Source organism: Candidatus Symbiopectobacterium sp. (genome assembly GCF_020054415.1).
Classification (GTDB): Bacteria; Pseudomonadota; Gammaproteobacteria; order Enterobacterales; family Enterobacteriaceae; genus Symbiopectobacterium.
Genome location: NZ_JAHWCO010000135.1, coordinates 1 through 7,184, shown reverse-complemented (window position 1 = coordinate 7,184; position 7,184 = coordinate 1). Strand labels below are relative to the sequence as shown.

The 7,184-nt window shown below is 51.1% G+C and carries 7 protein-coding genes and 1 rRNA gene; 2 read left to right on the top strand and 6 right to left on the bottom strand.

The window, feature by feature from the left end; translation table 11 throughout:
- Positions 1–246: 246 nt before the first annotated feature.
- The 6 genes from proS to metN all read right to left on the bottom strand — a co-directional run bounded on the left by proS (position 247) and on the right by metN (position 5,965).
- Positions 247–1,965: a proline--tRNA ligase gene (gene proS, locus QZ506_RS04165; protein ID WP_291969283.1), complete on the bottom strand. Its 1,719-nt coding sequence runs from the start codon at positions 1,963–1,965 to the stop codon at positions 247–249.
- A gap of 184 nt (positions 1,966–2,149) precedes the next feature.
- Positions 2,150–2,860: a tRNA (N6-threonylcarbamoyladenosine(37)-N6)-methyltransferase TrmO gene (gene tsaA / locus QZ506_RS04160; protein ID WP_291969282.1), complete on the bottom strand. Its 711-nt coding sequence runs from the start codon at positions 2,858–2,860 to the stop codon at positions 2,150–2,152.
- Positions 2,861–2,869: 9 nt separating this feature from the next.
- Positions 2,870–3,277: an Rcs stress response system protein RcsF gene (gene rcsF / locus QZ506_RS04155; protein ID WP_291969280.1), complete on the bottom strand. Its 408-nt coding sequence runs from the start codon at positions 3,275–3,277 to the stop codon at positions 2,870–2,872.
- 121 nt (positions 3,278–3,398) lie between these two features.
- The gene (locus QZ506_RS04150) at positions 3,399–4,214 is read right to left on the bottom strand and encodes a MetQ/NlpA family lipoprotein (protein ID WP_291969278.1); all 816 of its coding nucleotides are present in this window, start codon (positions 4,212–4,214) and stop codon (positions 3,399–3,401) included.
- Positions 4,215–4,284: 70 nt separating this feature from the next.
- A complete protein-coding gene (locus tag QZ506_RS04145) occupies positions 4,285–4,938 on the bottom strand; it encodes a methionine ABC transporter permease MetI (protein ID WP_291969276.1) in 654 nt (217 codons plus the stop codon).
- Positions 4,931–5,965, bottom strand: a complete 1,035-nt coding sequence (metN, locus tag QZ506_RS04140) for a methionine ABC transporter ATP-binding protein MetN (RefSeq protein WP_291969273.1) — start codon at positions 5,963–5,965, stop codon at positions 4,931–4,933. The genes QZ506_RS04145 and metN overlap by 8 nt, the downstream gene beginning before the upstream one ends.
- Before the next feature lie 181 nt (positions 5,966–6,146).
- Here metN and gmhB point away from each other — a divergent pair, with 181 nt between their 5' ends.
- Both gmhB and QZ506_RS04130 read left to right on the top strand, forming a co-directional pair.
- The gene (gmhB, locus tag QZ506_RS04135) at positions 6,147–6,710 is read left to right on the top strand and encodes a D-glycero-beta-D-manno-heptose 1,7-bisphosphate 7-phosphatase (protein WP_291969271.1); all 564 of its coding nucleotides are present in this window, start codon (positions 6,147–6,149) and stop codon (positions 6,708–6,710) included.
- A gap of 408 nt (positions 6,711–7,118) precedes the next feature.
- A 16S ribosomal RNA gene (locus tag QZ506_RS04130) occupies positions 7,119–7,184 on the top strand; the annotation flags it as partial.

The window sequence follows — 7,184 nt, the reverse complement described above, 5'->3', positions numbered from 1 at the left end:
GCTTTGTGTTTGATAATGGGATTGTTAGTATGAAGCATGAGAGTTACCTCGCGTTTTGTTTAAGGATTAGACACCCATATCAAAACCGGTAACTCTCAACCTTTCAAGGTCCAGTGTCAGATCTAGTCGCGACTAATACAACTAATACATATTATCGAGTTCGGTGACCGCCTTGACGGTCACTTCTGAGGAAAGTCATTTACACAACATCTTAAACAGGCTCTTTTTATGCTTTATTGCTGCGTATTAACGAACGGTATTGGCGGACAAAAAATCAACGATCTCGCCGACCTTGATCATCTTTTTCTCTCCGTCGCGACGATATTTATATTCGATCTCGTCGTTATCCAGATTGCGATCGCCAATGACGATAGTGTGCGGCACGCCGATTAATTCCATATTCGCAAACATCACACCCGGGCGCTCTTTACGATCGTCGAGCAGCACATCAATGCCTTTGGCGCGCAGTTGCTGATAAATGTCTTCAGCCAGCTCTTTCACGCGGAACGATTTGTGCGTGTTCATCGGCAGAATCGCCACCTGGAAGGGTGCGATGGAGTCATGCCAGATAATGCCACGATCGTCGTGGTTCTGTTCGATGGCGGCAGCCACTACGCGCGTCACCCCGATACCGTAACAGCCCATGGTCAGGATCTGGTTACGACCATCTTCACCTTGCACGCTGGCTTGCAGCGCCTGAGAGTATTTGGTGCCCAGTTGGAAGATGTGACCTACTTCGATGCCGCGTTTGATTAACAGGGTGCCTTTTCCGTCCGGGCTGGCATCGCCTTCAACCACGTTGCGGATATCTGCCACTTGCGGCAGTGCAACGTCACGCTCCCAGTTAATGCCAAAGAAGTGTTTGCCGTCCTGGTTTGCGCCAGCGCCGAAATCGCTCATTGCCGCGACGGCACGATCGATAATCACCGGTATTAACATATTAACCGGGCCTAGTGAGCCTAGGCCTGTACCAACGATGTCTCGAATCTCAGCCTCTGTTGCGAAGGTCAGCGGGCTGGCGACCTGCTCCAGTTTTTCCGCTTTCACTTCATTCAGCTCATGATCGCCGCGCACCAGTAGGGCAATCAGCTTGTGGCCGCTCTCTGGTGTTGCTTTCACCAGCAGCGTTTTGACCGTTTTTTCGATCGGCAGATTAAACTGCTCAACCAACTCGGCGATGGTTTTGGCGTTGGGGGTATCAACCAGACGCATCTCTTCTTTCGCTTCTGCACGTCCCAGTATGGGGGCAACGGCTTCAGCAAATTCGATATTGGCGGCGTACTCAGAGTCGGTAGAGAAAACGATGTCGTCCTCGCCGCTCTGCGCCAGCACCTGGAATTCGTGTGATGCGCTACCACCGATAGAGCCGGTATCCGCCTGAACCGCGCGGAAGTTCAACCCCATGCGGCTAAATGCACGGCTATAGGCGTCGTACATCGCGTCATAGGTGACCTGCAATGATTCCTGCGAGGTATGTAACGAGTAGGCATCTTTCATGATGAATTCGCGAGAACGCATTACGCCGAAACGCGGGCGCACTTCATCGCGGAATTTTGTCTGGATCTGGAACAGATTCAGCGGCAACTGCTTATAAGAGCTGAGCTCGTTGCGCACCAGATCGGTAATCACTTCTTCATGCGTTGGACCGAGAACAAACGGGCGGTCACCGCGATCGACAAAGCGCAGCAATTCCGGGCCGTACTGTTCCCAGCGGCCACTCTCCTGCCACAGATCGGCGGGTTGTACCACGGGCATAGAAATCTCGATAGCACCGGCGTTGTTCATCTCTTCACGCACGATGTTTTCGACTTTCTTCAGAACTCGGTAGCCGGTCGGCAACCAGGTGTATAACCCGGAGGCTAGCTTGCGGATCATCCCAGCGCGCAGCATCAACTGATGGCTGATGACTTCCGCGTCGGCAGGTGTCTCCTTCAGGGTGGAGAGCAGATATTGGCTAGTACGCATGGTGTTTTAGTTCCGTCAGAACGCAAAGTAATGGGCACCGATGTGCCCCAAAACGAGATGCAAAGAGCCATGTAGGCCCTTAAGCACGATAAAGTGGCTTAGTGTAACAGTGACTTTCCTTCGTCAAAAGTGTGCGGTGTGAATTTTATGGCGCACAGGTCATGGATAACGATTCAATTTTCGCTTAGCGCGGTGCTTGCTCAATGCTGAGCACTTCCGTCCGCATGTCCGTTACGCGCCAGCGCACGTTGAATTCCAGCAACAGGACGGCGTAATCACGCGAGACTTCCCCCTTGCGGTACGCAGGGCGCGGATCCTGATTCAACACCTGGGTGATAAAACGGCGCAGGTGTGGGTGAGTGGATTGATGTTGCGTCAGTTGTCGCGATGCCAGTGCAGAAAAATACACGGGCATCGCGGTGTCGGGTGCCTGTTGCGCGAAACCGCCGATGGCATCAGGCACGCTCTCCGCAAAGTGCAAATAGGGTTTGATATCAACCACTGGCGTACCATCGACCAGATCGAGGCTGCCTAACTGTAAGATAACGCTGTCGCGTGTGGTCTTTATCCCTTTCAGTTGGACCAACGACATACCGATGGGATTCGGACGAAACGTGGAACGTGTGGCGAAAACCCCCATACGCGCATTGCCGCCCAAACGGGGAGGGCGCACCGTTGGTCGCCAGCCCTGTTCCATGGTGTGGTGAAAAACAAATAACACCCAAATATGACTGAACGCGTCCAGCCCACGCACCGCTTCTGGCTGGTGGTAAGGTGGCAGAAGATGCAGTTCTCCGTCGCCATCTTCAATCAGGCCTGGTTGCCGTGGCACGGCGAATTTTTCTTTATAAGGCGAACGGATAACGCCAATCTGATCGAAATGATAGGTGGTCATTGCCCGGCTTTATTGAGAAGAAATCTTCAGTGCAGTGCCTTCGCAAATGGCCTGCCGATAGCAGCCTGCAACGCCACTGACGACCTGACAGTTGTGCACCAGAACCGCATTGGCGCGCATCGCTGTTGCACGCGTTTGCAGACGGCGGCGGGCATTTGCAACCATCGCGGGGGTATCTTGCATGCTAGCCTGGCACACAGAGCCGGACACTTCGCCCATATCGCGGAACGGTTTACCCACCAACTCTTCCGCATTGTTATACAACACGGCGGTTGCCGGACGCGGAGCCTGTTTCGCTTTGGCCGGCGCTTCGACAGCAGGTTCGATAACTGGTTGCGGTGTGGGTGCAGTTTTGGGTTGCAGCAGGGAACATCCTGTTAATGACAGCCCTAAAAACACGAGCAGTATAGCACGCATAGCATTTCCTCTCTACTATTCTTCTTTTGAAGTGCGCTTATTGAAGCAAGCTACGACACAAATAACAAGACGGGCACCTAGGCCCGTCTTGAAATAATTGTCACTCGCGTATCGGGTGATATTACCAGCCTTTCAACGCGCCGCCGTTGAAAATCTTGTTGGCCGCTTCATAAACTTCGTCTGACTGGTAAGCCTGAACAAATTTCTTCACATTGGACGCGTCTTTGTTGTCTTCACGTGACACAATCAGGTTTACGTACGGAGAGTCTTTCTCTTCCACGAACAGACCGTCTTTGGTCGGTGTCAGGTTAATCTGGCTGGCATAGGTGGTGTTGATGATAGCCAGTGCGATTTTATCGTCATCCAGAGAGCGTGGCAGTTGCGGTGCTTCCAATTCGACCAGTTTCAGGTTTTTCGGGTTTTCAACCACGTCCAGCACGGTCGGCAGCAGGCCAACGTTATCTTTCAGTTTGACCAGACCCTGTTTTTGCAGCAGCAGCAGAGAGCGACCCAGGTTGGTCGGATCGTTAGGCAGCGCAATTTGCGCACCGTTTTGCAGCTCGTCTAATGATTTAATTTTTTTAGAGTAGCCAGCGATCGGGTAGACAAAGCTATTGCCGACAGCAACCAGTTTGTAGCCACGGTCTTTGATCTGTTGGTCCAGATAAGGTTTGTGCTGGAAGGCATTCAGGTCGATATCCCCTTTGCTCAGCGCTTCGTTCGGCAGCACATAATCGTTAAAGGACACCAGTTCCACGGTCAGGCCATATTTGTCTTTAGCCACTTTCTTTGCAACTTTAGCAACTTGTTGCTCAGCACCCACAATAACACCGACTTTGATGTGGTTTGGGTCTTTTTCTTCTTGTCCGCAGCCTGTCAGCGCCAGTGCACCCAGTAGCGTACCCAGTGCGGCGACGGTTTTAAATTTAATTGTCATTTCCTTAACCTCTTCATATTTAACGTTTTGCGGCTTGCCGACAGCGGCATAGTCCGACGTGTAGTAAAACTTATTTATGAGTCACTGCCCGTACCGTGCGATCGCCTACGAATTGGATCAGGTAGACCAGAACAACCAGTAATATTAATACCGTATTCATGACTGTGGCGTTATAACCAATGTATCCATACTGATAACCAATTTGACCTAACCCACCGGCACCGACTGCACCCCCCATTGCAGAATAGCCTACCAGGGTGATAAGTGTGATGGTGGCGGCATTGATCAGACTGGGAAGTGCTTCTGGCAGCAGAATCTTACGAATAATTTGTAACGGCGTGGCTCCCATAGCGCGCGCGGCCTCGATCAATCCGCTGGAGATTTCCAGCAGGGCGTTTTCTACCATACGCGCGATAAACGGCGCTGCGCCTACGGTCAATGGCACAATGGCTGCCTTCAACCCGATAGAGGTGCCGACGATGGCGCGTGTGAACGGAATCATCCACACCAGCAAAATAATGAATGGAATAGAACGGAAAATATTCACCAACGCTGACAGTGTGCGATACAGCGGCGGGTTGGCAACGATCTGACCTGGACGGGTAATATAAAGCATTACGCCAACCGGCAATCCCAGCACAAAGCCAAAGAAGCCAGAAACAAACGTCATCACAACAGTTTCCCAAACGCCTTTCGCCATCAACAACATCATTGCTTCAGACATAGCCCAGCACCTCAACTTTCACATGGTGTTCCTGTAAAAACGCGATGGCGGCCACCGTGTCCTGTTCTTCGCCGTGCATCTCGGCCAACATGATGCCAAATTTGACGCCACCTGCGTAATCCATCTGCGCACTGATGATATTGTTATTGACGTTAAAGCGGCGCGCGATCGTTGAAAGTAACGGCGCATCGAAGGATTGACCGGTAAATTCCAGCCGTAGCAGCGGGGTGTTCTGGTCGTTGTGCGGTGCGGCGATAAGACGGGATTGGTAATCCTCGGGGATATCCAAATGTAGCGTAGACTGGATAAAGGTTTGTGCCAGAGGTGTTTTAGGGTGAGAGAACACTTCACTGACCGTGTCCTGCTCAATCAATTGACCGCCACTGATCACTGCTACCTGATCGCAGATGCGTTTTACCACATCCATTTCATGGGTGATCAACAGGATGGTTATCCCTAAACGGCGATTAATGTCTTTGAGCAATTCGAGAATGGAGCGCGTAGTGGCCGGATCGAGCGCACTGGTTGCCTCGTCACACAGCAGTACCTTGGGATTGCTGGCCAGCGCGCGAGCAATCGCAACGCGCTGCTTTTGCCCGCCGGACAGATTTGCCGGGTAAGCATCGTGCTTGTCCGATAGCCCCACCAGTTCGAGCAGTTCGTTGACGCGGCGGGTAATTTCGTTTTTTGGCGTGGTGTCCAGCTCAAGAGGCAGGGCCACGTTACCAAACACGGTACGAGACGCCAAAAGATTAAAGTGCTGGAAGATCATGCTAATCTTGCGGCGTGCTTTGGTTAACTGCGCTTCGGACAGCGCCATCAAATCCTGGTCACCAACCAATACCTCTCCGTGTGTCGGGCGCTCCAGCAGATTTACACAGCGGATCAACGTACTTTTACCTGCGCCGGATGCACCGATAACACCATAGATCTGCCCAGCAGGGACATACAGACTGACATTGCCCAGTGCTGTGATGGTCCGGCCTTTCTGCTGGAAAATTTTTGTAATGTTAGAAAGTTTAATCATCTTTATTTATCGTAAGTGCCTATCGCGGGATAGATCAACGTCTGCTGTATGCAGAATATTGTACGGATGTTAGGGTGTCTAGACGTCTAAGTCAATTTACTTTGTCGTTATTAAGCATTCTCTCAAAGTACAAAAACATGCGATACTAACGCGCAAATAACGCCATCAGGAGCACATAGCAGTGGCACAACCGGTTCCAGCCGTTTTTCTCGATCGCGACGGCACGATTAATGTCGATCATGGTTACGTTCATGAGATCGATCAGTTTGAGTTTATTGATGGCGTTATCGACGCGATGAGTGAACTAAAGAAGAAAGGATTTGCGCTGGTGCTGGTGACTAACCAATCCGGTATTGCGCGCGGCGTGTTCAGTGAAGACGATTTCATGCACCTGACCGAGTGGATGGATTGGTCGCTGGCCGATCGCGGAGTCGATTTGGACGGCATCTATTTCTGTCCCCACCACGCAGAGCAGGGGCAAGGGGAATATCGTCAGGAGTGTGACTGCCGTAAACCCAAGCCGGGCATGTTTCTCTCAGCGCAGAGCTTCCTCAATATTGATATGGCCGCTTCTTATATGGTCGGTGATAAAGAAGAAGACATGCAGGCTGCCATTGCGGCGGGTGTCGGGACAAAAGTGCTGGTGCGTACCGGCAAGCCGATTACCGAGCAAGGAGAAGCGCTGGCTGATATTGTGATTGATAGTCTGGCAGATTTGCCGCGCGTTATCAAACAGCGTAAATGAGTAAAATCGGGCTTATCGGGCGGAATTTGAACAAACGGAAAAAAGATGAAAAAAGGGGTTGTGCAAATTATTGGGATCCCTACAATGCGCCTCCGTTGACACGACACGAAGCGATTCAAGGCGAGGTCAGCAAGAGAAAAACGATTCACTTTCAAATGAAAATAATCGTTGACTCTTAAAGAGGAAAGCGTAGCATACGCCGCCTCGCGACAGCAGGCTGCAAGCCGCGTCGCAACGCTCTTTAACAATTAATCAGACAATCTGTGTGGGCACTCACAGGACTTTATCGTAAAGCCTTCGTGCTTAAAAAAATAAAAGTATTGAAGAGTGAATATCAGTTAATTCATTACGAACTAACAGTAATAATTCTTTGAGCATCGCTTCTCGAGTAGAAGCAAATCAGACTTTAAATTGAAGAGTTTGATCATGGCTCAGATTGAACACTGGCGGCAGGCCTAACACATGCAAGTCGAG

Excerpts from the sequence above, each read along its gene's own strand:
- rcsF (WP_291969280.1), bottom strand. The coding sequence starts at position 3,277 with ATGCGTGCTATACTGCTCGTGTTTTTAGGGCTGTCATTAACAGGATGT.
- proS (WP_291969283.1), bottom strand. The coding sequence starts at position 1,965 with ATGCGTACTAGCCAATATCTGCTCTCCACCCTGAAGGAGACACCTGCC.
- QZ506_RS04145 (WP_291969276.1), bottom strand. The coding sequence starts at position 4,938 with ATGTCTGAAGCAATGATGTTGTTGATGGCGAAAGGCGTTTGGGAAACT.
- metN (WP_291969273.1), bottom strand. The coding sequence starts at position 5,965 with ATGATTAAACTTTCTAACATTACAAAAATTTTCCAGCAGAAAGGCCGG.
- QZ506_RS04150 (WP_291969278.1), bottom strand. The coding sequence starts at position 4,214 with ATGACAATTAAATTTAAAACCGTCGCCGCACTGGGTACGCTACTGGGT.
- tsaA (WP_291969282.1), bottom strand. The coding sequence starts at position 2,860 with ATGACCACCTATCATTTCGATCAGATTGGCGTTATCCGTTCGCCTTAT.